Raw genomic sequence first — 25,697 nt, 5'->3', positions numbered from 1 at the left:
GAGACCGACAAGCAGCCGGAGCCGCCGATCGGTCTCATTGTCGCGTTGCCTGGTAAGAGTCACACCACTCCCGGCTGACTACTTCACCGCCGACCGCAGCCTAACGCGCAAAGGGCCGCAGGTCCCACGTCGGATTTCAGCCCCAGTCACTACCGCGCATGTCCCTGCCTCCTTCGACCCCCGGCGCTCGGCAATTGTCGGCCGCGCGCCACTTCGTTGATGAATGGCAGCCTAAGTCAGGATAGGGATCTTTAGGAGGTAAATATGCGACTATATTCAAGATTAGCCAACACTGAGGCTATTCATGACTTTCTGTGACTCGGGGTTGTGCGGAGAGCGCGGAGGGCTTTCCTTTCCGTGTTCGATCGGCTGCACAACGCTGTCGTACATATGCCCGCGAGACGTCGTGTTCCAAACAGCTATCAGTCTCCCGGCTTTTCGGGGACACCTCATCCGCACTTCGGTCTGAGTGTCGAACGAATCAGCGGAAGCCGACGCGGGAGGAATCCCACACCGGTTTCTCCGGGTCGCGTTTGCATGTCGGCTCGGCCACGCCGAGTGCCTCGCGGGCATTCGTCGTACCGGAAAGCTAGGCTCGCGGCCGTGACCGATCCCGCGCAGCTCACCCACGTCGACCCGGCCGGCGCCGCCCGCATGGTGGACGTCTCCGCCAAGCCGGTCTCCGGCCGGCTCGCCGTCGCCGCCGGCCGGCTGCGCACCACCGCCGAGGTGGTTGACCTGCTGCGCCGCGACGGCCTGCCCAAGGGCGACGCGCTCGCGGTCGGGCGGCTCGCCGGCATCATGGGTGCCAAGCGCACCCCCGAGCTGATCCCGCTCTGCCACCCGATCGCCCTGCACGGGGTGACCGTCGACCTGCGGCTCACCACCGACACCGTCGAGATCACCGCCACCGCGCGGACCGCCGACCGCACGGGGGTCGAGATGGAGGCGCTGACCGCGGTGGCCGTCGCGGGGCTCGCCCTGGTCGACATGGTCAAGGCGGTCGACCCGGCGGCCTCGGTGGACGCGGTCCGCGTGCTCCGCAAGGAGGGCGGCAAGACCGGCGAGTGGGTCCGGCCGGAGGACCGGCCGTGATCCGGGCCAGGGTGATCGTCGCCTCCAACCGGGCGGCCGCCGGGGTGTACGCCGACACCAGCGGCCCGCTGCTGGTCGCCGGCCTGCGCGAGCTGGGCTGTCAGGTCGACGAGCCGGTCGTGGTGCCCGACGGCGAGCCGGTGGGCGAGGCGCTGCGCGCGGCCCTCGCCGACGGGATCGACGTGGTGCTGACCAGCGGGGGGACCGGCATCACGCCGACCGATCGGACCCCCGACGTGACCCGGGCCCTGCTCGACTATGAGATCCCCGGCATCGCCGAGGCGATCCGCGCGCACAGCCGGGACCGGATCCCCGCCTCCGCCCTCTCCCGGGGACTCGCCGGCGTGGCCGGCCGGATGCTGGTGGTCAACCTGCCCGGCTCGACCGGCGGCGCGAAGGACGGCCTCGCCGTGCTCGGGCCGATCCTGACCCACGCCGTCGATCAGCTGCGTGGCGGGGACCACTGACGGCGCGAGACCGTCGTCCCGGCGTTAGGCTCGCCGGATGAGCACGGAAACCGCAGCCGCCGCGGCCGAGGTCGCCGCGCCGCCGCCGGCCGAGTGGGCGGAGGCCCGCTCCCGGGTGTATGCGGTCGGCCTCGCCGCCGCGCTCCCCGCGGTCGACCGGCCGCTCGCCGACACCGACGGCCACACCCTGGCCGAGCCGCTGACCACCCGGACGGACCTGCCCGCGTTCCCCACCTCCAGCGTGGACGGTTGGGCGGTGCGCGGAGACGGCCCGTGGCAGGTGGTCGGGCGCGTGCTCGCCGGGACCAGCCCGCCCCCGCTGACCAGCGACGGCACCACCGTCGAGATCGCCACCGGCGCGATGGTCCCCGAGGGGGCCAGTGCCATCCTGCGGATCGAGGAGTCCACCCGGACCGCCGACGGCCGGGTCGCCGGCACGCCGCGGCCCGCGTCGGAGTGGCGCGAGCCGGGCGAGGAGGCGTACGCCGGGGAGGAGCTGCTCCCGGCCGGCACCCCGGTCGACCCGGCGCTGATCGGGCTGGCCGCCTCCTGCGGCCACGACACCCTCCGGGTCCGCCGGCAGCCCCGCGCCGCCCTGCTGGTCTTCGGCGACGAGCTGCTGACCTCCGGCCCGCCCGGCGCCGGCCGGGTCCGCGACGCCCTCGGGCCGGCGGTGCCGGCCTGGCTGCGCCGGTACGGCTGCCAGGTGCGCCCGGCCGACGTGATCGGACCGGTGGCCGACACCCTCGAGGCCCACGTGGCCGCCCTGCGCGCGGCGCTCGCCGACGCGGACCTGGTCTGCACCACCGGCGGCACGATGCACGGCCCGGTCGACCACCTGCACCCGGCCCTGGCGGACCTGGGCGCGGACTACGTGGTCAACACCGTCGCGGTCCGCCCCGGCTTCCCGATGCTGCTGGCCCGGCTGGCCGGCGAGGACGGTCGGGTGCGCTTCGTCGCCGGCCTGCCGGGCAACCCGCAGTCCGCCATCGTCGCGCTGGTCTCGCTGGTCGCGCCCCTGCTCGCCGGCCTGCAGGGCCGGCCGATGCCGGTGCTGCCGCAGGCGACCTTGGCCGAGCCGGTGCCGGGCCGCGGCGACTACACCCACCTCGCCCTGGTCCGGCTGGACCGGGCCGCCGGCACCGCCCACCCGGTGCGCCACGTCGGCTCGGCGATGCTGCGGGGGCTGGCCGGAGCGGACGGCTTCGCGGTCATCCGCCCGGGCACCAGCGGGGAGCCCGGCGCCCGGGTGCCGGTCGTGCCGCTGCCGCTCCTGCCCGGGGAGCGGGCGTGGTGAGCAGCGCGCCGGGCAGCACCGCGTCGGTCGACGCGGTGGACACCGCGGGGAAGGAGGAACGGGCCATGCCCGCGCGGACGGTCACCCCGACCAGCTACGGCACCGTCACCGACCAGCCGCTCGACCTCGCCGCGCACGAGGCGGCGGTCGCCGGCCCCCGGGCCGGCGCGGTGGTCTCCTTCCAGGGCGTGGTCCGCGACCACGACCACGGGCGCCAGGTGACCAGCCTGGAGTACGAGGGTCACCCCACCGCCGAGGCGGTGCTGCGGGCGGTGGCCGCGGAGGTGGCCGCCGACCCGGACGTCTACGCGGTGGCCGTCTCGCACCGGATCGGCCCACTGGAGATCGGGGACGTGGCCCTGGTCGCGGCGGTCAGCACCGCGCACCGGGCCGCCGCGTTCGCGGCCTGTGCCCGGCTGGTCGACGAGGTGAAGGCGCGACTGCCGATCTGGAAGCGGCAGGTCTTCGCCGACGGCACCGAGGAGTGGGTGAACTGCCCCTGACCCGTCGGTCCCTGGGCGGGTCGACCGCCCGCGCCGGCGGTCAGCGGCGGGCGGCGGCGAGCTGGGCGGCCCGGACCAACCGGTCGTTGTAGAACGCCGGCTCCGCGCCGGGGCGCCAGGGCAGCGCCGCGACCAGCATGATCAGGGCGATGGCCAGCGAGTTCTCCATCAGCGCGCCGAACAGGCCGTCCTGGTAGTGCGACACCTCGGGGAGTTGGTGCTCGTACGGCCAGATGGGCGAGATCAGGAAGAGCAGGTAGAGCCCGACCGCGGCCGCCCCGTGGCGGAACCCGGTGAGCGCCGGGTACCAGATCGGCGGGCGCAGCGCGTTGACCCCGGGCACGCCGCCGGCCACCGAGGGCGTCGCGGCGCGCGGCGGCAGACCGCGGCTCGCCTCCCGCCGGCGTACCCCGGCGTCGGCCAGCACGATGATCGCCGGGATGACCCAGACCAGGTGGTGCGACCAGGAGATCGGGCTGATCACGTTGGCGGTGAGCCCGACCAGGGTGAAGGCGGTCAGCTCGTCGCCGTCGGCCCGCGCGGTGGCGGCCCGGGACAGCCCCAGCGCCAGGACCAGCACCGAGAAAGCGAGCCAGAGCAGGCCGGGCGTCTCGATCGAGTCGTAGAGCCGGGCCAGCAGCCCGGCGAGGGACTGGTTGGCGGTCATGTCCGCCGCCCCGACCCGCTCGGTCTGCCAGAGCACGCTGCCGAAATATGCCCGGGATTCCGGCCCGACCAGCGCGAACGCCCCGAGCGTCACGCCGATCGTGGTGCCGATCGCGGTCAGCGCGGCCCGCCACTGCCGGGTGGTCATCAGGTACACGATGAAGAGCGCCGGGGTCAGCTTGACCGCGGTGGCCAGGCCGATGCCCGCCCCGGCCCAGACCCCGCTGTAGGCGAACCGGGCCAGCGCGGAGTCGGCGGTGTCGTGGTGGGTGCCCCGCCTCGCCCGCCAGCGCAGCCCGATCAGGTCCGCCATGATCAGTGCGAAGAGCAGCAGGTTGACCTGGCCGTAGCCGAGCGTCTCCCGGGACGGCTCGATGGCGACGGCCATCGGCACGGCGATGCCCACGGTGAACCAGAGCGGCCAGCCGAGCCGGTCGACGATCGGGCGCAGCAGCGCGGCCAGGACGACCGCGAGCGCGGCGATGCTGGCGAGCGCGTTGAGCCAGCCGGCGGCCCCCACCGGCAGCCACGACATCGGCAGCATGAGCAGGGCGGCGAAGGGTGGGTAGGTGAAACCGAGCGTCGTGGCGGGCGCGATGAACTCGTAGAGCTCGTTGCCGCTCGCCCACCACACCACGGCACCGTGGTAGATCTTCATGTCGAAGAAGTTGTACGGCCGCCCGAAGGCGCCGATGGCGAGCCATGCGGCGTAGGCGACGGCGGCCACGATGCCGGTCCGTACGACTGTCCTGCGATCGATCCCACGCGTTGCGCGGTGGACTGGGGCGAGGCGGCCCACCCGTCTACCGACGGTCGCCGGCATGGCGTGGCCACCCCCGTACCAAGGTCGTACTAACCGTCCAGGTCCGGTAGGGAGCCTAGAACGGCGCCTCACTTTGCTGCCTCCCGCGTTATGCGACCGTGTCCGATCCCACACATCTTTTTGACATTTCCACCGCGTTAACGGCTGTCGGGTGGTTCAGGTGATTAATGGCCTTGCGGGGGGTGGTGGTGGTATTGATGCAGGTCAGCCCGGGAGTCGTCGGGCGGTGGCCGCCGAGCGTACGGCGATCTTCGCCTCCCGCCGGGCGGTCCGGACGGCGCGCTGCACCGAGCTTCGCGAGTGGCCGATCCGGTGGCCGGCCCGCCAGCGCAGCCCGGGCTTCCCCTCGGTGTCCGCGGCGGCGAGCAGCAGCCCGCCGAGGAGGCCGAGGTTCTTCAGGAAGTGGATCTGGTTGTTGTTCCGGGCCACCGGGTCGTCGTTCTCCCAGAAGCGATGGCCGGCGATGGTGGTCGGCACCAGCGTGCCGGCCAGGACCAGCGCGGCGGGTCGGGTGAACCTGCCGGTGGCCAGCATCAGCCCAGCGACGAGCTGGGTGGCCGAGTTGGCGCGGATCATCGTCGCGGTGTCGGTCGGGACCCGGGGCGAGAGGTTCTGGAGCAGCGGAGTGACCCGGTCGATGACCGGCTTGGCCGTCGGGACGAGGCGACCCGGGTTCTGCAGATTGCGGGCGCCGCTGACCACGAAGATGCCGCTCAACATGACGCGGGCGAGGGAGCGCACGGGTTTCATGGCTCAGTCATACCCCTTCGCGGGGGTCGCCACCCCTGCAACGCCCGAAAGGGATCGGCCGACGTGGACGTCCGACGGGGACGTCCGGCCCCGTCCGTCACACCGATTCAAGCGACCGTCGCGGATGGACCCGCTCCACTTGGTAACGTCGCGCGGGTGACGATCCTGCGGCTCCGACCCGAGGATCCGGCGGACGAGGCGCCGGTCGCCCGGGTGCTGGCCGCCGCCTTCGCCCGACCGGACGTGGCCACCCCGCCCGAGGTGGAGCTGGTCGAGGAGCTGCGGCACAGCGATGCCTGGATCCCGGAGCTGGCCATCGTCGCCGAGTACGGCGGTGAGGTGGTCGGCTACGCCCTGCTGACCCGGGTCCGGGTGTGTTCGGACGGCGACGGCGGATCGGCCCCGGCGCTGGCGCTCGGACCGGTTGCGGTCGCGCCGCACCGGCAGCGGATCGGGCTCGGCACGGCCGCGGTGCAGGCCGCCCTGGACGCCGCGGCCGAGCTGGGCGAGCGGCTGGTGGTGGTGCTCGGCGACCCGGCGTTCTACCGGCGCTTCGGCTTCAGCCGGGCCGACCGGATGGGGCTGACCAGCCCCTGGTCGGGGCTGGGCGAGCCGTGGCAGGCACTGGTGCTGCCGCCGTCGACCAGCGACGACGGCCCGCCGCCGCGGGGTGAGGTGGTCTTCCCGCCGCCCTGGTCCAAGGTCTGATCGAGCGCGGATGCCGGCGGCGCGGGGTCAGGCCGGCTGGGTGCGCAGGTACCGGCCGAAGTGCGGGACGGTGAAGGCGACCGTGCCCCGCTCGCCGGAGTAGATCAGCCCCTTCTTGATCAAGGCGTCCCGGGCCGGCGACAGGCTGGCCGGCTTGCGTCCGAGCGACCGGGCGATCTCCGCGGTGGGCACCGCCGCGTCCATGTCGTCGCTTCCGCTCTCCTCCCCCTCCACCAGCGAGAGCGTCGCCATGGCCCGCATGTACTCGCGTTCCGCCGGGGTGGCCCGCTCGAACCGGGAGCCGAAGAAGCCGACGGCCAGCTCGGCCTCGGCCTCGGGCGCGGCGACCCGGACGTCGGCGGCGGTGATCGGCGAGCGGGGGGCGTGGTCCCAGGTGGCCTTCCCGTACGCCTGGACGAAGTAGGGGTACCCGCCTGACTTTTCGTAGAGCAGGTCGAGCGCCTTCTGCTCGTACTCGACCTCCTCCCGCTCGGCCGGCGCGCAGAGCGCCTGGTCGGCGGCGATCCGGTCCAGCCGGTCGATCCGCTGATAGCGGAAGAGCCGTTCGGAGTACGACTTGGCGGCGCTGAGCACGGCCGGCAGGTGCGGCAGCCCGGCGCCGACCACGATCAGCGGCGCGCCGAGCTGGGACAGCTCGTGGCAGGCGGCGCAGAGGGCGGAGACGTCCTCCGCGCCGAGGTCCTGCATCTCGTCGATGAAGATCGCGATGCCGGTGCCCACGTCGGTGGCCACCGCCGCGGCGTCGGTGAGCAGTTCCACCAGGTCGATCTCGATGTCCCCGGAGTCGGCGCGACCGCTGCTCGCCGGTACGTCGATGCCCGGCTGCCAGCGGTCGCGCAGCTTCGGGGCGCCGCGTCCGGTCGGCGCGGAGCGCTGGGCGAACGCCTTGAGCACGCCGAGGAAGCCGTCGATCCGGTCCGGTGCGCGGTGTCGGGGGGCGAGCTCGCGGACCGCCATGTGCAGCGCGGCGGCCACCGGGCGGCGCAGCGACTGGTCGGGGCGGGCCTCGATCTTGCCGGTGCCCCACAGGCGGTTGATCGCCTGCGAGCGGAGGGTGTTGAGCAGGACGGTCTTGCCGACGCCGCGCAGGCCGGTGAGCATCAGGCTGCGCTCCGGGCGACCCCGGGCGATGCGCTCCAGCACGACGTCGAAGACGTCCAGCTCCCGCCCCCGCCCGGCGAGTTCGGGCGGGCGCTGACCGGCGCCCGGGGCGTACGGGTTGCGGACCGGATCCACGAATCGCACAGTATCGGGCCGTCTAGCTGCGGGGCTAGACATCAATAGACGGGGCTACCGGCGTGTCGGGGCCGTCGAGACAAAACTAGGGGTGTCTAGCGTGATTGCTAGACACCCCTAGTTTCTCCTACCGCCGGCTACCGGCGCTGCTTCAGGCAGAGGACGAAGTCGAGGGTGTCCAGCTCGCTGTCGAAGAAGTACCAGTTGGTGTAGCCCTCGACCTTGGCGCACTTCGCCTCGGCGTCCTTCTCACCGCTCGTCGCGCCGTCGAACCGGCGCAGCACCTGGTACGTCTTCGCGGTGCACTCGCTGATCACCAGCCGCGGCTTGCCGCCGGCCGGTCCGTCGTTCCGGACGCACTGGCCAACCTTGACGAACCGGGCGTCGGCCGAGGACGCCGGCGCCGGGGTGACGGAGGCCGACGCGGCCGGCCCGCTCGCCACGGCCGACGGCCCGGTGGCCCCGGGCACCGGGGCCGGCTCGTTCCGGCCGACGAGGTAGAGCGTGGCCGCGCCCGCGAGGACGAGCACCGCCAGCACGGCGAGCACCGCGATCAGCGGGCCCTTGCCGCGCTTCGGCGGGGGCGTCGGATCGGCGTACGGCTGGGCGGGTGGGTAGCCGTCCCCCGGGTACGGGTCGGTCGGCGGGTAGCCGTTATCGGCGTAGGGGTCGGCGGGCGGGTAGCCGGGCTGCCCGGCGGGCGGGTACCCGTGGGACGCCGGCTGGTAGGGCCGGTATCCCGAGGCGACCGGCTGGCGCGGCGGCTGCCCGGCGCCCCGGTCGTCCCAGCCGTTCCCCACCATCGGCTCGTACCGCTGTTCCGCCGGCTCGCCCCAGCCGCCGGGCTGCGCCTCGTACTGCGGCTCGAAGCGGTGATCGGCCGGCGGGCCGTACGCCTGCTCGGGCTGTCGTCCACTCCACGGCTCCGGGGGGCCGCCGCCCGGTGGTCCGAAGTTCGTCATGAACGCCCTCCTGCGTACGCCAGTGGTGAGAGGCCGACCACCCTCCCGGGACGCCGACGTCGTGTCACCGTAGCGTGGTCCACCGATGAGCTCACACACCGCAAGTGCGTCGCCGCCCCGCCCCGGGTCCAGGTGGTCCCCGGGCACCCGTCCGGCCCTGATCTGGACCGCGCTGATCCTGGTCTACGTCCTCTGGGGCTCCACCTACCTGGGCATCCGGATCGCGGTCGAGTCGCTGCCCCCGCTCACCTCCGCGGCCGGACGGTTCGCCGCCGCCGGTCTGGTGCTGGCGGCCGTGCTGCGGATCCGCCGCGGGCCGGGCGCGCTCCGGGTCGACCGGCGTCAGCTCGCTTCCGCCGTCGGGGTCGGGGTGCTCCTGCTCGCCGGCGGCAACGGCCTGGTGGTGTTCGCCGAGTCCGGGCCGGTCGGGGTGGCGGTCCCCTCCGGGATCGCAGCGCTGCTGGTGGCCACCGTCCCGCTGCTGGTCGTGCTGCTGCGTACGGTCGCCGGCGACCGGCCTCGGCTCTGGACCTTCGCCGGGGTGACGCTGGGCTTCGTCGGCCTGATTCTGCTCGTGCTCCCCACCGGCGGCTCGGGGGCGGTGCCGCTGGCCGGAGCCCTGACCGTGGTCGCCGCGGCCACCTCCTGGTCCGTCGGGTCGTTCCTCTCCGGACGCCTCCAGATGCCCGCCGACCCCTTCGTGGCCACCGTCTACGAGATGCTCGCCGGAGCCGTGGCGCTCGCCGTGGTCGCCGTCGCTCGCGGAGAGCTGCGCGGCTTCTCGCCGGCTGAGGTGACCGGCCGCTCCTGGGCGGCGCTGGCGTACCTGATGGTGGCCGGCTCGCTGGTCGCCTTCACCGCGTACGTCTGGCTGCTGCACCACGCCCCGATCTCCCTGGTCGCCACGTACGCGTACGTCAACCCGGCGGTCGCGGTGGCGCTCGGCGCGCTGCTCGCCGCCGAGCCGGTGACCGCGCGGGTGCTGCTCGGCGGCGCGGTGATCGTCGCCGGCGTGGCGCTGGTGGTGAGCACCGAGCGCCCGCGCCGGCTGGTCGACGAGGCGGTACCGGAGCCGGCCCGCCGGTAGCATCGCGGTCGCCAACCGCGGGGCCCACAGGCCGTCGGTGCCTCAGATCAGGCGGAGCTGGCGGTCCTTCGGGCGGCGGGGCTCGGCCTCGCCGAAGCGCTCGAACAGGCCCGGATCGATCACGTCGAGGAACGGCGACGGGCGGCACTCGCGTTCCGACCCGTGCCGCATCCGGCGCGCGGCGTGGCTGACGTACAGCCGGTCCTGGGCCCGGGTCAGGCCGACGAAGAAGAGCCGCCGCTCCTCGGCGACCGCGTCGGCATCCGGATCCGAGCCCGGCCAGCGCAGCGGCAGCAGGCCGTCTTCGGCGCCGACCAGGAAGACCACCGGGAACTCCAGCCCCTTCGCCGCGTGCAGGGTGAGCAGGGTGACCGCCTCGGCCCGTGGGTCGAGGGCGTCCACCTCGGCGCCGGTGGCCAGCTGGGACAGGAACAGTCCCAGGTCGTCGCCGCAGCGTCGGGCCAGCGGGGTGAGCAGGTCCACCGCCGACCAGATCTCCTCGGGGCGGACCGCGCCGGAGCCGTCGAGGGTGGGCGCGGCGAAGCGCTCGGCGAGCACCTGACCGGCGAGGCGTACCCGGGCGGGCAGGCCGCCGCCGAGGCCCCCGGCGTGCCGCAGCTCGCGGGCGATGGCGGCCACCCCGGGCCGGTCCCGCAGCCGGTCGTGCGAGCGCTTCTGTACCGGGATGTTCGCCCGGGCGAGGGCGTCGACGATGGGCGCGGCCTGGGAGTCGGTGCGGTAGAGCACGGCGATGTCGGAGAACGACAACGAGGTCGACCGGCCGTCGATCCGGCCCGAGTCCAGGGACCGGTGGGAGAGCCCGCCGACCAGCTCGTCGATGCTGCGTACCACGAAATCGGCCTCGTCGGAGACGGAGGCCGCGGGGTAGCGGCCGACCAGCGGGGCCTCCGGGTCGAGCCGGGCCGGGTCGAGCCGGCGGCCGCGGACCAGCGATGACGGCGCGATGGCCTGCACCGCGGCGGCCAGGATCGGCGCCGACGAGCGGTAGTTGCGGTTCAGCCGGACCAGCCGGGCATCGGTGAAGTCCTGGGAGAAGCGCAGGAAGTAGCCGACGTCGGCGCCCCGGAACGAGTAGATCGCCTGGTCCGGGTCGCCGATCGCGCACAGGTTGCCGTCGGCGGGGCTGAGCAGGCGTAGCAGCTCGTACTGGACCGCATCGACGTCCTGGTACTCGTCGACGAAGATCCACCGCCAGCGCTCCCGGTACCGCTGGACCAGCTTCCGGTCCGCCTTGAGCAGCGCGACCGGCAGGGTGAGCAGCTCGTCCAGGTCGACCAGGTCGCGCTTGCGCAGCAGCGTGGGGTACGAGTCCGGGTCCTCGCCGGCCTCGGCCCGGGCCGCCGCCCGGTCCGCGTCGTCGGCGATCCGGAAGTCGGCCGGCAGGCCGGCCGCCTCGGCGTTCTCGCGCAGGATGGTCAGCCCGAGCGAGTGGAAGGTGCCGACGGTGACGTCCTCGGCGACCGGGCCGAGCAGGCCGTCGAGGCGGTGCCGCAGCTCCTCGGCGGCCCGCCGGGTGAAGGTGATCGCCAGGCACTGCTCGGGGAAGACGTTCAGCTCCGCGCAGAGGTACGCGATCCGGTGGGTCAGGGTCCGGGTCTTGCCGGTGCCCGGGCCGGCCACGATGAGCAGCGGTCCGCCCGGCGCGGAGGCGGCCACCCGCTGCATCGCGTCGAGCCGGTCCAACAGGCCGGTGCCGACCTCCTCCATGCCGGCGAGCATCGGCTCGAACGGCTCGTGCGGGGAGGGCGCCGGCGCGATCGGCGGGGGCGGCGGTGGGGCCGGCTTCCGCTTCGGCTCGGGCCTGGCCGCCGCCGGGCGCCGAGGCTTGGCCTTCGCCGCCGGCTCCGCGGGCCGGCGCGGTGCCGGCACGGGTACGTCGAAGAGCGCCTCCGCCTGCGCCCGCGTCGCCTTCCCGCCGAGCTCGGCCGGGTCGAAGAGGGTGATCACCCCGTACTCGCCGTCGTAGCCGGGGACCCGGCGCACCTCGCCCCGGCGCAGCCGGCCGATGCCCTCGGCGAGCAGCTCGCCGCCGACCCGCCCGATCTCGTCCAGCGGCGTGCTGGTGAGGATCTCCAGCTCGGGGCCGAGCGCGGCGATCAGCTCGTTGAGCTTGCCCTCGACCTTCTTGGACCGGGCACCCACCTTGTTGATCTCGCCGAGGACCTCGGCGAGCGGCACCAGGTGGGTGACCTCGCGGGCGTGCGCCGGGCGGTGTCCCGCCGGCCGGTCGGCCAGCTCCTCGACCCGGCTCAGCACGCCCACGGTCAGCGGCTTGCCGCACTCGGGGCAGCGACCGCCGTTCTCCCGGGTACGCTCCGGCGACCAGTTGACGCCGCAGAGCCGGTGCCCGTCGGCGTGGTACTTGCCCTCCTCGGGGAAGAACTCGATCGTCCCGGCCAGCCCGTCCCCGGTGCGCAGCGCCTCGCGGATGGCGAAGTAGTCCCGGCCGGACGTGAGGACGGTGGCCTCCCGGGCGAGCGCGGGCGGCGAGTGCGCGTCGGAGTTGGAGACGAGCTGGTAGCGGTCCAGGCTGCCGACCCGCCAGTTCATCTCCGGATCGGAGGAGAGGCCGGTCTCCACCGCGAAGACGTGCTCGGCCAGGTCGGCGTAGCAGTCGGCGATCGTGTCGAAGCCGGACTTCGAGCCGAGCGCGGAGAACCAGGGCGTCCAGATGTGCGCCGGGACCAGGTAGCCGTCCGGGCTCGCCTCGAGGGTGATCTCCAGCAGGTCGCGGGAGTCTAGGCCGAGGATCGGCCGGCCGTCCGAGCCGAGGTTGCCGATCCGGCCCAGCGCGGTGTTGAACCGGGCCACCGCGTCCAGGTCGGGCAGGTAGATCAGGTGGTGCACCTTGCGGGTCCGGTCGTCCCGCTTGTAGATCGTGGAAATCTCCACGCTGAGCATGAACCGGACGCTGTCCGCCTCCGCCTCGCTCGCCAGCCGGGGCGGCAGCCGCCGGGCGATGTCCCGTTCCGCCTCCGGGCTGAGCCGGTACAGGCCGGGCTCGGCCGGGTGCAGCGTCTCGCGCAGGTGGTCGTACCAGGCGGGGTGGGTGAAGTCGCCGGTGCCGAGCACGCCGATGCCCTTGCGCCGGGCCCACCAGCCGAGGTTCGGCAGGGTCAGGTCCCGGCTGCACGCGCGCGAGTACTTCGAGTGGATGTGCAGATCCGCGACGAATGGCGGGAGGCCACCGGAGGGTGCGGCGCTGAACGGAGGCACGCCGCATCCTGTCACGGCCGGCCCGTCGCGCGCCCGCCGCCACGCGTACGCGTGACCTGAGCAATCCGGCGCTGGACTGTGCGACGTGGCCGCGCTATTGGGCGCGGAGCTCGACCAGGGTGATCTGCGGCGGGGCGCCGACCCGGACCGGCGGCCCCCAGAAGCCGGCGCCGTTGGTGACGTAGACCTTGGTGCCGTCGACCTCGCCGAGGCCGGAGACCACCGGCTGCTGGAGCTTGACCAGGTAGTTGAAGGGCGCCATCTGGCCGCCGTGGGTGTGCCCGGAGAGCTGCAGGTCCACGCCGTACTTCGCCGCCTCCACCGCGGCCACCGGCTGGTGTGCCAGCAGCACCACCGGCCGGCTCGAGTCGCGGTCGCCGAGCGCCGCCGCGTAGTCCGGCCCGGCGGCGAAGCCCATATCCGCCCCGGACGGGTCGTTCACCCCCGCCAGGTCGAGCACGCCGCCCCGAGCGGCGATCTCCAGTCGCTGGTTCTGCAGCACCCGAAGGCCGAGCCGGTCCACCTCCTGCACCCACTCCTCGACCCCTGAGTAGTACTCGTGGTTACCGGTGACGAAGTAGCTGCCGTACCGGGAGCGCAGGTAACGCAGCGGTGCCGCCGCCTCGCCCAGTTCGGCGACCGAGCCGTCGACCAGGTCGCCGACCACCGCGACGATGTCGGCGTCCAGGCGGTTGATGGCGGCCACGATCCGCTCGGTGTGCCCCCGGCCGCGCAGCGGGCCGAGGTGGATGTCCGAGACGGTGGCGATGCGCAGGCCGTCCATGCTCCGGGGGAGCTTGGACAGCGGGATCCGCACCCGGTCCAGCTGCGGCGGCCCCATCGCGGTGCGGACGCCGTACCCGGTGACGCCGGCGGCGGTCAGGCCGGCGAAGATCGCGGCGCCCCTGGCCAGCAGCAACCGGCGGGACGGGTCGTGGTCCGGCTGCTGCACTGCCGCGGCAGCCGGCGGGTCGGCGGTGCCGGCCGCGGCCGGCGGCTCGGCGGCGTCCCCGGCGCCCTGCGGGCCGGCGCCCGCGGCGACCACCAGGGCCGGTTCCGGCGCGGCGGCGGTCGGCTCGGCGACGGTGGCCCGGCGGCGCAGCACCAGCTTCGCGACCGCCATCGGCACTTCCAGCGCCAGCAGCAGGACCAGCAGGTAGAACATCACCGCGAGCCAGAGGTAGCCCGGCCAGGCCAGCCAGCGCACCCCGGCCCGGGTGGCGACCATGGTCGCCGGGACCAGTAGCGCGAGCACCAGCGCGGCCATCCCGCCGATCCGCCGCCCGCGCCCCGGCGTGGTGGTGTCCCGGACCAGCCGCTTCCACAGGTAGAGGTGGATCAGGCCGGTGATCAGGGCCAGGGTGCCCAGGAACCCGAGTGCCGCCAACAACGTGTGCCTCCCTCAGCCGCCCGCGAAGGGGGGCAGGACGTCGATGGTGGCCCCGGCCGGCAGCGGCGCCTGACGATCATGGCAGGTCACGCCGTCGACCAGAAAGCTCGCCACCGTCAGCACCTTGGCCAGCCGCTCTCCGTGCCGCGTGGCCAGGTGATCGGTGAGTTCGTCCAACGATCGGCCGGCGGGGACGGTCTCCTCGGCCCGGCCGGCCGCGGCCCGGGCACCGGCGAAGTACCGGACGGTGAGTTCCACTCCTCAGCCTCCGATCGCCGACATCGGCCGGGCGGGTTGCAGGAAGGTCGGGTCGTCGATGCCGTGGCCGGCGCGCTTGCCCCACATCGCCGCCCGCCAGCGCCGGGCCAGCTCGTCGTCGTCCGCCCCGGCGCGCAGCGCGCCGCGCAGGTCGGACTCCTCAGTGGCGAAGAGGCAGGCGCGGACCTGGCCGTCGGCGGTGAGCCGGGTGCGGTCGCAGTCGCCGCAGAACGGGCGGGTCACGCTGGCGATCACGCCGACCCGGGACGGGCCGCCGTCCACCAGCCAGGTCTCGGCCGGTGCCGCCCCCCGCTCGGCGGGGTCGGGCGTCAGGGTGAACTCGCGGCCCAGCGAGGCCAGGATCTGCTCGGCGGTGACCATCGTCGTACGGTCCCAGCCGTGCTGGGCGTCCAGCGGCATCTGCTCGATGAACCGCAGCTCGTAGCCCTGCGCTAGGGCGAAGCGCAGCAGCGCCGGCGCCTCGTCGTCGTTGACGCCGCGCATCAGCACCGAGTTGATTTTCACCGGGGTCAGTCCGGCGGCGGCCGCCCCGGCCAGCCCGGCGAGCACGTCGGTCAGCCGGTCCCGCCGGGTCAGCTCGGCGAACCGGGCCCGGTCCAGGGTGTCCAGCGAGACGTTGACCCGGTCCAGGCCGGCGGCGCGCAGCGTCGGCGCGAGCCGCGCCAGCCCGATGCCGTTGGTGGTCAGCGAGATCCGGGGGCGCGGCTCCAGCGCGGCCACCGCGGCCACGATGCCGACCAGCCCTGGCCGGATCAGCGGCTCCCCGCCGGTGAAGCGGACCTCGGTGACGCCGAGCCGGTGCACCGCGACCCGGACCAGCCGGACGATCTCGTCGTCGTCGAGCAGCTGCGGCCCGGCCAGCCAGGGCAGTCCCTCGGCCGGCATGCAGTAGGTGCAGCGCAGGTTGCACTTGTCGGTCAGCGAGACGCGCAGGTCCCGGGCGACGCGACGGTACCGGTCGACAAGGGGGCCGTCGGTCGGCGGGGCGGCGGTCACCTGTCGACGGTAGCGCGTCCGGCGCCCCGCAGCGCGGCTCGGGCGGCCGTGCCCACCGCGTCCCGGTACGCCGCGCCGAACAGAGCGGTGTGCACCAGCAGCAGGTGGAGCTGGTGCAGCGGCACCCGTTCCCGCCATCCGTCGGCCAGCGGCCACGTCTCGTCGTAGGTGGCCAGGATCCGGTCCAGGTGCGGCGCGCCGCCGAAGAGCGCGAGCTGGGCGAGGTCCGTCTCCCGGTGCCCGCCGTGCGCGGCCGGGTCGACCAGCCGGACCCGGTCATCGGCGCCCCAGAGCAGGTTGCCCGGCCAGAGGTCGCCGTGGATGCGGGCCGGCGGCTCGTCGCCGCCCAGCTCTCCGATCCGGTCGATCAGCTCCTCGACCAGGCCGGCCTCCGCCTTCGTGAGGGCGCCGTTGTCGACGGACGTCCGCAGGTATGGCGCGAGCCGGCGGCGGGCGAACCAGTCCGACCACGGCCCGGGGTCCGGGGTGTTGTCCTGGGGCAGAGCGCCGATGAAGCCGGTCCACTCCGCGCCGAACGCCGGCGCCCCGGCGCGGTGCAGCCCGGCCAGCTCCCGGCCGAACCGTTCGGCCGCCTCCGGCGTCGGCTCGCCGGGCTCCACCCAGTCGAGCGCCAGCAGTTGCGGCAGCGCCACGATCACCTCCGGTACGGCGACCGTGCCCGCCGCGCGCAGCCAGCGCAGCCCGGCCGCCTCCGTGGCGAAGAAGTCCTCCGGCGCCGGCCGCCCCGCCGTCTCCGGCCAGGTCTTGGCGAAGACCGAGTGGCCGTCGTCCAGGGTGAGCCGGGACGCGGCGCAGATGTCACCGCCGGAGACGGGCGTCTCCCGGATCCGCTGATGGGTCAGGAAGGTCGGCAGGTGCTCCGGGTGCGCCCGCAGGTACGCCAGGTCCATGAGCGCAAGGTAGCGGCTCCCGGCCCGTCCCGGCGTCCGGACTCGTCCGGCATTCTGCACCGACCTGGGTCAATACTCTCCGTGTCTGTGGACAACCCGCGTGTCGTCCACAGGGCCTGTCGGGCGGGTGCCCGGTCGCCGCACGCTCCCGGCATGACACCGACCGACCGCCCCCGGCTCGCCGTCCGTTCGCCCGCCGACCTCATCGCCGCCGTGCCGTACCTGCTCGGCTTCCATCCCGCCGACAGCGTGGTCGTGGTGGCGCTGCGCGGTCGGCGGGTCATCTTCGCCGCCCGGGGTGACCTGCCCGAGCCGGGCGCCGATCCGCGCCCGGCCGCGCGACATCTGGCCGGCGTCATCGGTCGGCAGGGCGCCGAGTCGGCCACGGTGATCGGCTACGGGCCGGCCGCCCGGGTGACCGGGGCCGTGGACGCGGTGGGCGAGGCGCTCACCGTGGCGGGGCTGCTCGTGCTGGACGCGCTGCGGGTGACCGAGGGCCGCTGGTGGTCCTACCTCTGCGCCGAGCCCGACTGCTGCCCGCCCGACGGCACCGCGTACGACCCGGCGGCCAGCGAGGTCAGCGCGGCGGCGGTCTTCGCCGGTCAGGTCGCCCTCCCCGACCGGGCCGCGCTGACCGCGCAGGTGGCCCCGCTCGACGGACCGGCCCGGGTGGCCATGCGCCGGGCCACCGCCCGGGCCCGCCGGCGGCTGGTCGCCCTGACCGAGGAGGCGGCGGAGACCGCCCTGGCCGGCGGCCGGTCGGTGCGCTCGGCCGGGGTGGCGGCGGTCCGCACCGCGCTGCGCCGCCACCGGCGGGGCGAGCGGCTGACCGACGACGAGGTGGCCTGGCTGACGGTAATCCTCACCGAGTTGCCCGTACGCGACCACGCGTGGGAGCGGACCGACGGGCGGGACCCGGACATCAGCCTCTGGACCGACGTGCTGCGCCGCGCCGAGCCGGAGCTGATCGCCGCCCCGGGCAGCCTGCTCGCCTTCGCCGCCTGGCGCGCCGGGCAGGGCGCCCTCGCGGCGGTGGCGTTGGAACGGGTCCTGGAGGTCCACCCCGACTATTCGCTGGCGATGCTCCTCGACGACCTGCTTCGGCGCGGCCTACCCCCGTCCGAACTGGACGGCTGGCCGGCCGTTGACGGGCCCAACGTGGTGCGTCGGCGGTCCCGCCGCCGCATATCCCGCCGAAGCATCTGACGCCGGCCGCTGACCAGGTTGACCTCCCAGGCGTTCCTTCCGGCCGTGCCTATCGGGCGCGGGCCCAGGCTAGGAAGCGCTCGGTCAGGTTCTCGGGCAGAGCGTGTCCGTTGAGCTGCGAGAGCTGCGTCCCGGCCTCGGCCATCAGCGTGCTCAGGTACACCAACAGGCCCGCCCGGTCATCGCGGTAATCGACCAGCAGGGCAAGCCGGGCGGCCTGGCAGGGCCACTCAGCCCCACAGGCGCGGCAGCGCCAGAGCGGACGCATCGGGAGGTGAGGGCGTGGGGGTCGGCTCATCTCGGACGGCCATTCTTCCGCCACTCCCCGGCCCGCCACCGCTGCGCCAGGGTGAGGTTGCCGGCGCGGCCCGGGTCGGTCGTTGGGAAGACCTCGGTCGGCTGGGTCGACCAGCTCAGCCGCTCGTTAGGAGGCGTGCGGCGTGGGAGCGGAATTGACGTCTGGGGCTTGTTACGCCAGAACCGGAAACGCACAGCGAGGCCTCCTCAGGGACTTTGGAGGGGGCCGCCCCGCCTCTCCGCCGAGGCGGCCCTGTGCCGGTCCCGCCGACGGTTCGGGCCACGTCAGCGGTTCCGCTGTCCACAGTGTCGTGATGGCGGGACTACTCTCGGAAGCGCATTGAGCTTTCACGAGCTTTCAACAGGGGGCCCCGGTGGACGACCTCGGCGCGCAGTTGCGGCAGGCTCGTACCGAGGCGGGCGTCACGCTCGCCTCGGTGGCGGCCCGGTCGTGCTACTCGGCCTCGCACCTGAGCAACGTTGAGGCCGGGCGGAGGGCCGCGACGCCTGACATCGTGCTCGCCTACGCGGGCGCTCGGGGAGGGTGACGTGAACCGTCGGCAGGTGCTCGGCCTGACGGCCGGAATAGTCGGCCCGGTCGTGGCCGGCGAACTCATCCGGGCCGGTTTCACCGCGGCGCTCGACGGCCGAGGGGCGGAAGAGAACTGGCGCGATCGGGTCGACCAGTACGGCCGGGACTACATGGCGGTGGGGGCGGCCGTGCTTCAGGCCCGCCTCGCGGGTGACCTCGTGATCCTTCAGCAGCACCTCGACACGCCCCGGATGTGGGGGCACGCTGCGCGAGCGTTGGTGACCTATGGCAAGACCACGCCCAACCCCGCCGAGGCGATCCGGTGGTACGACCTGGCCGCGGCGGCGGCGGATCGCTCCGACGACCTGGGCGTCCGGGTGTGGGTCCGGGGCCGGGCAGCGATCGCGCTCGCCTACGAAGGCGCGGCGCTGCCCACGGCGCGGCGGTACGCGGACCAGGCGATCGGGCTGTCTGATCGGCCGTCGCTCGGCCGCGTCCAGGCACTGATGGCGCGGGCGCACGTCGCGGCCGGACGCGGGGACCAGGCCGGCGCGATCGCGCTGGACACGGAAGCCCGGCAGGTCTTCGATCGCGTCGCCTCGCCGGACGCGGAGGTCTCGGACACGGCGGTCCCGCCGTGGCGGATGGCGACCTTCCGCAGCATGCTCTACGCCCGCCTGGGGCTCCCGGGCCCCGGCGTCGAGGCCCAGGAAGAGGCCGACCGGACGCGGCCTCCGGGGCTGCCGCGCTTCGCGACACACATCGAGCTACACCGGGGCCTGACCATGGCGAAGGCCGGCGACAAGGCTGGCGGCGTCGCGTATGCCCGGCGGGCATGGGAGGCGCTACCCGCCGAGCGGCGGTCGCAGAGCCTCGCGCTGATGCTCCGCGAGGTCGAGCGGGCCTGAGCAAGCGAGGCCCCGTAACAGCGTGGCCGCCGGAGGGTGTACGCGATGGAACTGTGGGCCGCGCAGGAAATTGGCGATCACCTGAACGTGTCGCGTCAGCGTGTATCGCAGCTCTCCACCCGGCACGACTTTCCAGCGCCGGTCGCGACACTGGCCGTCGGCCGAATCTGGCTCGCTGATGACATTCGTGCCTGGGCCGCCCGACACGGGCGGCCCATCCCGGTCAGTGAGCCGGACGAGGGCGCTCTCGGCTAGTCGGTCTGGTGGATCACGCTGTCGTTGAAGCTGATGGGCGCGCACGAGATCCGGATGCGGCTTGGCGGGATCAGCCGGCAGCGCGTCTATGCGATCACGTCGCACCGCTCGTTTCCGGCCCCCGTGGCGGAGCTGCAGCAGGGCAACGTGTGGCTCGCGGAGGACGTCGAGCGGTGGATCCGCGAGCACCGGCCGGAGCTGGCCGACGAGGAGTAGCGAGTCCGGCCAGCGTTACTCGGCGATCCGCTCGGCGCCGGCGTAGACGTTCATTGACCGGCCGCGGAGGAAGCCGACCAGCGTCATCCCGGCCTCCTCGGCCAGTTCAACGGCGAGGGTGCTGGGCGCGGAGACCGCCGCGAGCATGGGGACGCCCGCCATCCACGCCTTCTGGGTCAGCTCGAAACTGGCCCGGCCGGAGACCATCAGCACGTGCCCGACCAGCGGCAGGCGCCGCTCGCGGACCGCCCAGCCGACCACCTTGTCCACCGCGTTGTGCCGGCCCACGTCCTCGCGCAGCACCACGAGCTCGCCGTCCGGGGTGAACAGGCCCGCCGCGTGCAGGCCGCCGGTGCGTTCGAAGGCCCGCTGCGCCGCCCGCAGCCGGTCCGGCAGGGCGACCAGTACCTCTGCCGGCACGGCCATCGGGTCCTCCGCCACGGCGAAGAGCGAACGGGTCCGCACCGAGTCGATGCTGGCCTTGCCGCAGACCCCGCAGGAGCTGGTCGTGTAGAAGTTGCGGGCCGGGTCGGTGCTGGGCTCCGGCACGCCCGGGGTCAGCACCACGTCGACCACGTTGTACGTGTTCGGCGTCTCCGCCCCGGCGCAGAGCTGGGCGGTGTGCACGTCGTCGGTGGACCTGATCAGGCCCTCGGTGAGCAGGAAGCCGATCGCCAGGTCCAGGTCGTCGCCGGGGGTGCGCATGGTGACCGCGAGCGGCCGCCGTCGGCCGGGCCCTGCCGGGCCGACCCGGATCTCCAGCGGCTCCTCGACGGCCAGGGTGTCCTGGCGCTTCACCCGAGCGCGCCCGTTCGCCGCCGCGTCGAGGTCGATCCGGAGCACACTCCGCCGATCAGTCGCCCGTCCCATCCCGCCATCCTGCCCCGTCTGCCCGGCTCTCTGCAGGGCGACTCCGGCCAGCGGTGATCGACTCGGGATGCGGCAACCGAGGGTGACGCCGGGCTCGGACACGTCCAGATGCCGCAGAACGAGTGGATCAGACGCGGGGTTGCGTAGAGCCAGCCGGGGCGCTGCGGACGCCGGCCTCCGGGCACGGCGACGGTGACCGGGGGTGGCGGGTGCGCTGGGGCGACTCGTGCCGCCCTGATCCACTCCGGCTGCGGCAACCGGCGGTGACCGCGGCCTCGGACACGCCCAGCTGCCGCAAACCGAGTGGATCAAGACGCCGGCCGCGCGAAGCCGGCCGGGCCGCCGCGCGCGGGCGGTCGACAGTCCGTCCGGTTACGGTGGCCGGGTGACGGCGTACGCGGCGGTGGTGCTCGCGGGCGGCGCGGCGCGGCGGATGGGCGGGGTGGACAAGCCCGCGCTTCCGGTCGGCGGCCGGCCGATGCGGGACCGGGTGCTCGCGGCGGTCGCCGACGCCGAGCCGCGGATCCTGGTCGGTCCGGCCGGCCCGGTCCCGGAGGGCGTCCGGGTGACCCGCGAGGAGCCGCCGGGCGGTGGCCCGGTGGCGGCCACGGCGGCCGGCCTCGCTCTGCTGGACCGCGCTACGACCACGGTGGCCCTGCTCGCCGCCGACCTGCCGCTGCTCACTTCCGAGGCGGTCGGCGACCTGCGGCGCCGGCTCGGCGGGTCGGCGGTCGACGGTGCCTGCTACGTCGACGGCGACGGTCGGCGGCAACAGCTCTGCGGCGTGTGGCGGGTCGCCGCGTTGCGGGCCGCTCTCGACCGGCTCGCCGGGCAGCGGAGCGGCAGCCTCGACGGGGCCCCGGTGCGCGCGCTGCTGGCCGGGATGACGGTGCTGGAGGTGCCCTGGTCCGGCTCCGGCCCGCCACCCTGGTTTGACTGCGACACTGACGAGGACGTACGCCGGGCCGAGGAGTGGACACGATGACGGTGATGGACGACTGGGTCACGGCGGCCTGCGCGGAGCTGGGCCTCGACCCGGCTCGGGTGTCGGTGCCGATCGTGCTCGACCTGGCCAAGGACGTGGCCCACCAGGTGCTGCGCCCGGGAGCGCCGGTCACCGCGTACCTGCTGGGACTCGCCGTGGGACGCGGGGCCGACCTCGCCGACACCGCGGCCCGGCTCAGCGGGCTGGCCGGGACCTGGCCGGTTGAGCTGGACGGCACCGCGCCGACCGAGTAGCGCCACGGCTTGATTTGACCCCCACCGTCCGTGGGTAGGGTGACCCCTGACGGACGGAGGCGATCATGACGGCAGACCACCCCTCGGCGCCGCTGGATGAGCCCGCCGGGGGCACGCCGGAGCAGTACGAGTCGATCCTGCTGGACGAGCCGACCACGGCCGACCTGCGGGCCAAGGTGACTGAGGCCTGGCGGGAGTTCGCCCGCGCACTGGCCGAGCGGCTGCGGGCCCTGCCCACCGGCGCGCACCTGGAGGTGACCCTCGACCCGACGGCCTCCGGGACGGGAGACGCCGTCTACTCGATCAGCGTGGATGTCGGCGAGGAGGGGAAGCGCTTCGCGCGGGCGGTCGGCAACGCCACCCTGCCGCCGGGCTACCGGCTCGACCGGGCGGCGGTGGCCGACATGATCGCGCTCGGCTGGTCTCCGCCCGGGGTGGTGGAGGGCTCCGGCGAGCAGTTCGGCCTGGACTGTTCGGCCGACGAGTCCACCCGGCTCGCGGCCGTGCTCTCCCGCACCCTCCGCGACGTCTACGGCGCCCCGCACCCCGCCTTCCTCGTCTATCTGGTGAACGACGCGGAGGGGGAGCCGCTGCCGGTGGAGCCGCTGGGTACGGCGCGCAGCGAGTTCGGCGCGGCCCGGGACGTGGAGGCCGACCTCGACGAGGCGTTGGCTGCCGCGGCGACCGCGCAGGCGGTCGAGAACGACGTGCTGGCGCTCGAGGAGCGCGTCCGCACGGTCGTCTCCACCATGCTCAAGTCGAAGTCCGACCAGTTGCAGATCGACTCGGACGGCGACATCAACATCCGGGCCGGATCGGCCATGGTCTTCGTCCGGGTACGGGACAACCCACCCCTGGTCGACGTATTCTCCCCGGTGCTCACCGAGGTCGAGCCGACCGAACGCCTCTACGTCAAGCTGTCCGAGCTGACCAACCGGATGCCGATCGGCCGGCTCTACTGCGCCGACGACACGGTCTGGGCCTCCATCCCGGTCTTCGGCCGGAACTTCCAGCCCACCCACCTGATGCTCGCCGTCCAGGTGATGACCGGCCTGGCCGACGAGCTGGACGATCGGCTGCACGGGGAGTTCGGCGGCAAACGCTTCTTCGGCGAGGGGGACAAGCCGGCCCGGTCCCAGGGCGAGCACCGCACCGGCATGTACCTCTGACGGGTCAGACGTCGAGCAGGGTCTTGCCGACCGTGGCCCGGGATTCGATGGCGGCGTGCGCCTCGGCGGCCCGCTCCAGCGGGAAACGCTGCCCGATCAGTGGCCGCAGCGGCCCGGCCGCCGCCTCGGCCAGCGCCCGCTCGGTGTACGCGCGCAGCTCCGCGGGTGTGGCGCTCGGGCGGAGCAGGGTCACCCCGCGGGCCGCCGCGACGTCGGCCGGCAAGTCTGCCCAGGCGCCGCTGGCCAGCCCGAAGCTGAGCATCCGCCCGCCCCGGCCCAGCAGGTCGAACGCGGCCCGGGCGAGCTGGCCACCCACCCCGTCGAAGACCACGTCCACGCCGCCGGTGGCCGCTCGTACCTGGTCGGTCCAGTCCGGCTGCCGGTAGTCCACCACCACCTCGACGCCGCGCTCGCGCAGCAGCGCCACCTTCCGGGTACCCCCGGCGGCCGCGACGACCCGCGCGCCGGCCGCCGTCGCGAGCTGCACCAGCAGGCTGCCGACCCCGCCGGCCGCCGCCTCGACCAGGACCCGGTCTCCGGCCCGCAACTGAGCCGCCTGCACCAGCATCACGGCGGTACGACCGTCGGCGAGCAACGCGACCGCCTCGTCCAGCCGCAGCCCGGCGGGCACCTCGAAAGGGGCGTCCCGGTCGACCGCCACGCGCTCGGCGTAGCCGCCGGAGCCGCCGGTCCCGCTGACCACCCGCCGCCCCACCAGCCGAGGGTCGACGCCGGGGCCCACGGCGGCGATCAGGCCACCGACCCCGTTGCCGGGGATCAGCGGCGGCGCGCCGGTGAACGGCCCGAACCCGGTCGCCCGGAACAGCGTCTCCACGAAGGTGATGTTGGCGTGGGCCACCTCGATCAGCACCTGCCCCGGCCCGGGCACCGGGTCCGGCGCCGGTCCCGGCACCAGCACCTCCGGACCACCGAACTCCCGCAGCCACACCGCGCGCACGTGTCCCCCTCCCGTCGGGCCCCTGTACCCAGCCAACAACCTGAAGCAGGGGTGAGGTCAAGCGATGACGGCGGGTGGGGCCCGGAAACCCAGGGATCCGAGCCCCACCCGCCGGGGGAGGGAGGTGTCAGGTTCGCTGGCTCGGTGTGGTCGCCGGTTTCATGTCCGGTTCGACGCCGGACCGCGGGTGCCGGTTCCCGCTTGCCGGCTCATATGGGGGCGGGGTCAGCCGGCGGAGGGGCCGACGCCGGGCGACTCGACCAGCCGGGAGAGGACGATGGTGCTCCGGGACGAGGTCACGAAGGGCTCCGCCCGCAGCCGTTCCAGCGCCTCCTCGAGGTGGGCGATGTCGGCGGCCCGCAGGTGCACCAAGGCGTCGGCCTCGCCGGAGACGGTGTACGCGCCGACCACCTCGGGGTGCCGGCGGGCGGCCGCCCCGATCTGCGCGGGGGTGGTCCGACCGGCGCAGAACAGCTCGACGAAGGCCTCGGTGGTCCAGCCGACGGCGGCCGGGTCGACCACCGCGGTGAACCCTCGGATCACCCCGGCGGCCCGGAGCCGGTCGACCCGCCGCTTGACCGCGGGGGCGGAGAGTGACACCCGGGTGCCGATGTCGGCGTACGACGCTCGGGCATCCGCCACGAGCAACGCAATGATTCGCTGATCAACCGCGTCTATCTGCAACGTTCCGCCCCCGGGAAGCAATGGTTGTGGCTGTTACCAAAGTTGTACGCTACCTACCCTTGGTGACCGTGAACCAGCAGCGAGTCCCGCGAAAGCGGACATATCTCATGTGCTCGCCCGAGCACTTCACGGTCGAGTACGCGATCAACCCGTGGATGGACGTGACCACGCCGGTCGACGCGGAGCTGGCGGTCAAGCAGTGGGACCGGCTGCGGGACACCCTCGTCGGCCTCGGCCACGAGGTGCACCTGCTCACCCCGCAGCGGGGGCTGCCCGACATGGTCTACGCGGCCAACGGCGCCTTCGTGGTGGACGGCACGGTGTACGGGGCCCAGTTCAAGCACGAGCAGCGGGCCGCCGAGGCCGCCGCGCACCGGGCGTTCTACGAGTCGCAGGGCTGGCGGTTCATCGCGCCGAGCGAGACCAACGAGGGTGAGGGCGACTTCGCCTACCTGCCGGACGCGCACGGCGGGCTGATCCTCGCCGGACACGGCTTCCGCACCGAGCTGCCGGCGCACGCCGAGGCGCAGGAGGCGCTCGGCCGGCCGGTGGTCTCACTGCGCCTGGTCGACCCGCGCTTCTACCACCTCGACGTGGCGCTCGCCTCGATCGACGACGAGAACATCGTCTACTTCCCGGGCGCCTTCTCGGCGGCCAGCCAGAAGGTGCTCGCCCAGCTCTTCCCCGACGCCGTGATCGCGGACGACGAGGACGCCATGGCGTTCGGCCTGAACCTGGTCAGCGACGGGGCGAACGTGGTGCTGAACAGCGAGGCGACCCGGCTCGCCGGCAAGCTCAAGGCGGCCGGCTACACCCCGGTCCCGGTCGAGCTGGGCGAGCTGAAGAAGGGCGGCGGCAGCGTGAAGTGCTGCATCGCCGAGCTGCGCCACTGACCTGGCGGTCCCGCGCCACGCGGTGACGCCGATCCGCGGCCG

27 protein-coding genes and 1 pseudogene are annotated in these 25,697 nt (G+C 74.0%); 15 read left to right on the top strand and 13 right to left on the bottom strand.

What is annotated here, in order from left to right:
• The first annotated feature begins 603 nt into the window (after window positions 1-603).
• The 4 genes from moaC to GA0070624_RS04010 all read left to right on the top strand — a co-directional run bounded on the left by moaC (window position 604) and on the right by GA0070624_RS04010 (window position 3,362).
• A complete protein-coding gene (gene moaC / locus GA0070624_RS04025; protein ID WP_091336780.1) occupies window positions 604-1,095 on the top strand; it encodes a cyclic pyranopterin monophosphate synthase MoaC in 492 nt (163 codons plus the stop codon).
• Window positions 1,092-1,562, top strand: a complete 471-nt coding sequence (locus GA0070624_RS04020; RefSeq protein ID WP_091348114.1) for a MogA/MoaB family molybdenum cofactor biosynthesis protein — start codon at window positions 1,092-1,094, stop codon at window positions 1,560-1,562. The genes moaC and GA0070624_RS04020 overlap by 4 nt, the downstream gene beginning before the upstream one ends.
• Window positions 1,563-1,599: 37 nt before the next feature.
• Window positions 1,600-2,859 carry a molybdopterin molybdotransferase MoeA gene (locus GA0070624_RS04015; RefSeq protein ID WP_091336778.1) on the top strand — a complete coding sequence of 420 codons (1,260 nt, stop codon included), beginning with the start codon at window positions 1,600-1,602 and terminating at the stop codon, window positions 2,857-2,859.
• Between the two features lie 65 nt (window positions 2,860-2,924).
• A complete protein-coding gene (locus GA0070624_RS04010; protein WP_091348111.1) occupies window positions 2,925-3,362 on the top strand; it encodes a molybdenum cofactor biosynthesis protein MoaE in 438 nt (145 codons plus the stop codon).
• Window positions 3,363-3,402: 40 nt separating this feature from the next.
• Here GA0070624_RS04010 and GA0070624_RS04005 read toward each other — a convergent pair whose 3' ends face one another.
• Both GA0070624_RS04005 and GA0070624_RS04000 read right to left on the bottom strand, forming a co-directional pair.
• Window positions 3,403-4,851, bottom strand: coding sequence for a glycosyltransferase 87 family protein (locus GA0070624_RS04005; protein ID WP_091336777.1), 1,449 nt, complete (start codon window positions 4,849-4,851; stop codon window positions 3,403-3,405).
• Window positions 4,852-5,055: 204 nt separating this feature from the next.
• Complete coding sequence (locus GA0070624_RS04000; RefSeq protein WP_091336776.1) at window positions 5,056-5,601, bottom strand: DoxX family protein; 546 nt, start codon at window positions 5,599-5,601, stop codon at window positions 5,056-5,058.
• 156 nt (window positions 5,602-5,757) lie between these two features.
• Here GA0070624_RS04000 and GA0070624_RS03995 point away from each other — a divergent pair, with 156 nt between their 5' ends.
• Window positions 5,758-6,309: a GNAT family N-acetyltransferase gene (locus GA0070624_RS03995; protein ID WP_091336775.1), complete on the top strand. Its 552-nt coding sequence runs from the start codon at window positions 5,758-5,760 to the stop codon at window positions 6,307-6,309.
• A 27-nt stretch (window positions 6,310-6,336) separates the two neighbouring features.
• On the opposite strand, the gene GA0070624_RS03990 is transcribed toward GA0070624_RS03995, so the two are convergent.
• Window positions 6,337-7,566 (bottom strand): ATP-binding protein, encoded by a 1,230-nt coding sequence (locus GA0070624_RS03990; RefSeq protein WP_091348108.1) that lies wholly within the window; start codon window positions 7,564-7,566, stop codon window positions 6,337-6,339.
• Between the two features lie 137 nt (window positions 7,567-7,703).
• Window positions 7,704-8,201 (bottom strand): annotated as a pseudogene (locus GA0070624_RS35515) (LppU/SCO3897 family protein); the annotation flags it as partial.
• 412 nt (window positions 8,202-8,613) lie between these two features.
• Between GA0070624_RS35515 and GA0070624_RS03980 the strand changes: the two are divergent.
• Entirely contained in the window at window positions 8,614-9,615 is a 1,002-nt protein-coding gene (locus tag GA0070624_RS03980; RefSeq protein ID WP_176731586.1) for an EamA family transporter, read from the top strand.
• Between the two features lie 42 nt (window positions 9,616-9,657).
• On the opposite strand, the gene GA0070624_RS03975 is transcribed toward GA0070624_RS03980, so the two are convergent.
• The 5 genes from GA0070624_RS03975 to GA0070624_RS03955 all read right to left on the bottom strand — a co-directional run bounded on the left by GA0070624_RS03975 (window position 9,658) and on the right by GA0070624_RS03955 (window position 16,428).
• Window positions 9,658-12,852, bottom strand: coding sequence for a UvrD-helicase domain-containing protein (locus tag GA0070624_RS03975; RefSeq protein ID WP_091336773.1), 3,195 nt, complete (start codon window positions 12,850-12,852; stop codon window positions 9,658-9,660).
• A 94-nt stretch (window positions 12,853-12,946) separates the two neighbouring features.
• Window positions 12,947-14,242 (bottom strand): metallophosphoesterase, encoded by a 1,296-nt coding sequence (locus GA0070624_RS03970; RefSeq protein WP_091336772.1) that lies wholly within the window; start codon window positions 14,240-14,242, stop codon window positions 12,947-12,949.
• Window positions 14,243-14,254: 12 nt separating this feature from the next.
• A complete protein-coding gene (locus tag GA0070624_RS03965; protein ID WP_091336771.1) occupies window positions 14,255-14,500 on the bottom strand; it encodes a MoaD/ThiS family protein in 246 nt (81 codons plus the stop codon).
• Between the two features lie 3 nt (window positions 14,501-14,503).
• The gene (gene moaA / locus GA0070624_RS03960; RefSeq protein ID WP_091336769.1) at window positions 14,504-15,517 is read right to left on the bottom strand and encodes a GTP 3',8-cyclase MoaA; all 1,014 of its coding nucleotides are present in this window, start codon (window positions 15,515-15,517) and stop codon (window positions 14,504-14,506) included.
• Window positions 15,514-16,428, bottom strand: coding sequence for a fructosamine kinase family protein (locus GA0070624_RS03955; RefSeq protein ID WP_091336767.1), 915 nt, complete (start codon window positions 16,426-16,428; stop codon window positions 15,514-15,516). Before GA0070624_RS03955 ends, moaA begins: the two co-directional genes overlap by 4 nt.
• A 153-nt stretch (window positions 16,429-16,581) precedes the next feature.
• Between GA0070624_RS03955 and GA0070624_RS03950 the strand changes: the two genes are divergently transcribed.
• Window positions 16,582-17,634: a DUF4192 domain-containing protein gene (locus GA0070624_RS03950; RefSeq protein ID WP_091336765.1), complete on the top strand. Its 1,053-nt coding sequence runs from the start codon at window positions 16,582-16,584 to the stop codon at window positions 17,632-17,634.
• A 49-nt stretch (window positions 17,635-17,683) separates the two neighbouring features.
• Here the strand turns inward: GA0070624_RS03950 and GA0070624_RS03945 are convergent, their stop codons facing one another.
• On the bottom strand, window positions 17,684-17,932 hold the full coding sequence (locus GA0070624_RS03945) for a flavin reductase (protein ID WP_091336763.1): 249 nt from the start codon (window positions 17,930-17,932) through the stop codon (window positions 17,684-17,686).
• A 373-nt stretch (window positions 17,933-18,305) separates the two neighbouring features.
• Between GA0070624_RS03945 and GA0070624_RS36740 the strand changes: the two genes are divergently transcribed.
• From GA0070624_RS36740 to GA0070624_RS03930, 4 genes are read left to right on the top strand one after another with little or no spacing between them, the layout of a single operon-like run.
• On the top strand, window positions 18,306-18,479 hold the full coding sequence (locus tag GA0070624_RS36740; RefSeq protein WP_425413487.1) for a helix-turn-helix domain-containing protein: 174 nt from the start codon (window positions 18,306-18,308) through the stop codon (window positions 18,477-18,479).
• Between the two features lies 1 nt (window position 18,480).
• Window positions 18,481-19,371 (top strand): XRE family transcriptional regulator, encoded by an 891-nt coding sequence (locus GA0070624_RS03940; protein ID WP_425413486.1) that lies wholly within the window; start codon window positions 18,481-18,483, stop codon window positions 19,369-19,371.
• A 45-nt stretch (window positions 19,372-19,416) separates the two neighbouring features.
• The gene (locus GA0070624_RS03935) at window positions 19,417-19,626 is read left to right on the top strand and encodes an RNA polymerase sigma factor sigma-70 region 4 domain-containing protein (RefSeq protein WP_091348102.1); all 210 of its coding nucleotides are present in this window, start codon (window positions 19,417-19,419) and stop codon (window positions 19,624-19,626) included.
• 33 nt (window positions 19,627-19,659) lie between these two features.
• Window positions 19,660-19,842 (top strand): hypothetical protein, encoded by a 183-nt coding sequence (locus GA0070624_RS03930; RefSeq protein ID WP_091348098.1) that lies wholly within the window; start codon window positions 19,660-19,662, stop codon window positions 19,840-19,842.
• 15 nt (window positions 19,843-19,857) lie between these two features.
• On the opposite strand, the gene fdhD is transcribed toward GA0070624_RS03930, so the two are convergent.
• Window positions 19,858-20,712, bottom strand: a complete 855-nt coding sequence (gene fdhD, locus GA0070624_RS03925) for a formate dehydrogenase accessory sulfurtransferase FdhD (protein WP_091336761.1) — start codon at window positions 20,710-20,712, stop codon at window positions 19,858-19,860.
• A gap of 385 nt (window positions 20,713-21,097) precedes the next feature.
• Here fdhD and mobA point away from each other — a divergent pair, with 385 nt between their 5' ends.
• The 3 genes from mobA to GA0070624_RS03910 all read left to right on the top strand — a co-directional run bounded on the left by mobA (window position 21,098) and on the right by GA0070624_RS03910 (window position 23,120).
• A complete protein-coding gene (mobA, locus tag GA0070624_RS03920) occupies window positions 21,098-21,697 on the top strand; it encodes a molybdenum cofactor guanylyltransferase (RefSeq protein WP_091336759.1) in 600 nt (199 codons plus the stop codon).
• Window positions 21,694-21,951, top strand: a complete 258-nt coding sequence (locus tag GA0070624_RS03915; RefSeq protein WP_091336757.1) for a DUF6457 domain-containing protein — start codon at window positions 21,694-21,696, stop codon at window positions 21,949-21,951. The genes mobA and GA0070624_RS03915 overlap by 4 nt, the downstream gene beginning before the upstream one ends.
• Before the next feature lie 65 nt (window positions 21,952-22,016).
• The gene (locus GA0070624_RS03910) at window positions 22,017-23,120 is read left to right on the top strand and encodes a T3SS (YopN, CesT) and YbjN peptide-binding chaperone 1 (RefSeq protein ID WP_091336754.1); all 1,104 of its coding nucleotides are present in this window, start codon (window positions 22,017-22,019) and stop codon (window positions 23,118-23,120) included.
• Window positions 23,121-23,124: 4 nt separating this feature from the next.
• On the opposite strand, the gene GA0070624_RS03905 is transcribed toward GA0070624_RS03910, so the two are convergent.
• Both GA0070624_RS03905 and GA0070624_RS03900 read right to left on the bottom strand, forming a co-directional pair.
• On the bottom strand, window positions 23,125-24,078 hold the full coding sequence (locus tag GA0070624_RS03905) for a zinc-binding dehydrogenase (protein WP_091336752.1): 954 nt from the start codon (window positions 24,076-24,078) through the stop codon (window positions 23,125-23,127).
• Between the two features lie 225 nt (window positions 24,079-24,303).
• Complete coding sequence (locus GA0070624_RS03900; protein WP_091336750.1) at window positions 24,304-24,762, bottom strand: Lrp/AsnC family transcriptional regulator; 459 nt, start codon at window positions 24,760-24,762, stop codon at window positions 24,304-24,306.
• A gap of 59 nt (window positions 24,763-24,821) precedes the next feature.
• Between GA0070624_RS03900 and ddaH the strand changes: the two genes are divergently transcribed.
• A complete protein-coding gene (gene ddaH / locus GA0070624_RS03895; protein WP_176731585.1) occupies window positions 24,822-25,655 on the top strand; it encodes a dimethylargininase in 834 nt (277 codons plus the stop codon).
• Window positions 25,656-25,697: the final 42 nt, after the last annotated feature.

Origin of the sequence: Micromonospora rhizosphaerae, assembly GCF_900091465.1 — a bacterium.
In the GTDB taxonomy this organism is placed as follows: Bacteria; Actinomycetota; Actinomycetes; order Mycobacteriales; family Micromonosporaceae; genus Micromonospora; species Micromonospora rhizosphaerae.
The sequence above is the reverse complement of the archived record's forward strand: the minus strand, read 5'-3'. Positions and strand labels throughout refer to the sequence as shown.